The following is a 1,479-nucleotide window of genomic DNA, read 5'->3' on the forward strand; positions in this document are numbered from 1 at the left end:
GGTGGTGTCGGTGGGGGTGTCGGTGGTGGGTGTGGTCTGGGGGGTGCGGGGCTTGGGGATGAGGGTGGCGATGAGGAAGGCGAGGAGGGCTGCTCCGGCGCCGATGGCCATGACGATTTTGAAGCCGTTTTCGGAGGGGAGGGCGTGGCCGCCGAAGTCGGTGGTCATCTGGGCGAGGATGACGCCGGCGAGGGCGCTGGCGAAGCTGGTGCCCAGGGAGCGCATGAGGGTGTTGAGGCTGTTGGCGGCGCCGGTCTGGGTGGGGTCGACGGCGCCCATGATGAGGGCGGGCAGGGCGCCGTAGGTGAAGCCGATGCCGCCGCCGATGATGCAGGAGACCAGGACGAGGTGCCAGACCTCGGACATGAGGATGATGTTGAGGCTGTAGCCGGTGGCGACGATGAGTGCGCCGGTCATGAGGGTGACCTTGGGGCCCTTGGCTTTGGTGAGGGCGGCGGAGACGGCGGACATGGCCATCATGACCAGGCCCTGGGGGGCGAGGACGAGGCCGACGGTGAGCATGGACTTGCCGAGGCCGTAGCCGGTGGTCTGGGGCAGTTGGAGGAGCTGCGGCAGGACCAGGGACATGGCGAACATGGAGAAGCCGAGGGCGATCGAGGCGAGGTTGGTGAACAGGACCTGGGGGCGGGCGGTGGTGCGCAGGTCGACCAGGGGCTGGGGGGTGCGCAGTTCGTACAGGCCCCAGGTGAGGAGGATGGCGATGGAGGCGGTGCCGAGGCCGAGGGTGGTGGCGCTGGTCCAGCCCCAGTCGCCGCCCTTGGAGACGGCGAGGAGCAGGGTGAGCAGGCCGGCTGAGAGGCCGAGTGAGCCGGTGAGGTCGAAGCGGCCGCCGGCGCGGACGGTGGATTCGGGCAGGATCAGCAGGACGAGGAGGAAGGCGGCGGCGCCGAGGGCGGCGGAGGTCCAGAAGAGGATGTGCCAGTCGAAGTTGTCGGCGATGAAGGCGGCGGAGGGCAGGCCGAGGGCGCCGCCGACGCCGAGGGAGGCGCTCATCATGGCGGTGGAGCCGGCGAGGCGTTCGGCGGGCAGTATGTCGCGCATGATGCTGATGCCGAGGGGGATGACGCCGGCGGCCAGGCCCTGGAGGGCTCGTCCGGTGATCATGGGGATGACGGAGTCGCTGAGTGCGCAGACCACGGAGCCGGCGATCAGCAGGATGATGCTGATCAGGAGCATGCGGCGTTTGCCGTACATGTCGCCGAGGCGGCCGACGACGGGGGTGGCGACGGCGGCGGCGAGCAGGGTGGCGGTGACGGCCCAGGCGGTGTTCGAGGCCGAGGCGTCCAGGAGCTTGGGCAGTTCGGGGACGATCGGGATGATCAGGGTCTGCATGAGGGCGACGACGATTCCGGCGAAGGCCAGCACCGCCACGACGGCGTTCGACCTCGGCGCGGCGGATGTCCCCGCTACGGGGGGTCGGGCAAGGGCGTCGGACATGGCAAGTGCCTCCATCGGGGC

1 protein-coding gene is annotated in these 1,479 nt (G+C 70.1%); it reads right to left on the minus strand.

The genetic code is table 11. The annotated features are described in order from the left end of the window. Positions 1 to 1,458: MFS transporter (locus ADK57_RS11925; RefSeq protein WP_107091531.1), on the minus strand; the 1,458-nt coding region annotated here is incomplete at its 3' end. Between the last annotated feature and the right edge of the window lie 21 nt (positions 1,459 to 1,479).

The organism is Streptomyces sp. MMG1533, from assembly GCF_001279775.1.
Classification (GTDB): domain Bacteria; phylum Actinomycetota; class Actinomycetes; order Streptomycetales; family Streptomycetaceae; genus Streptomyces.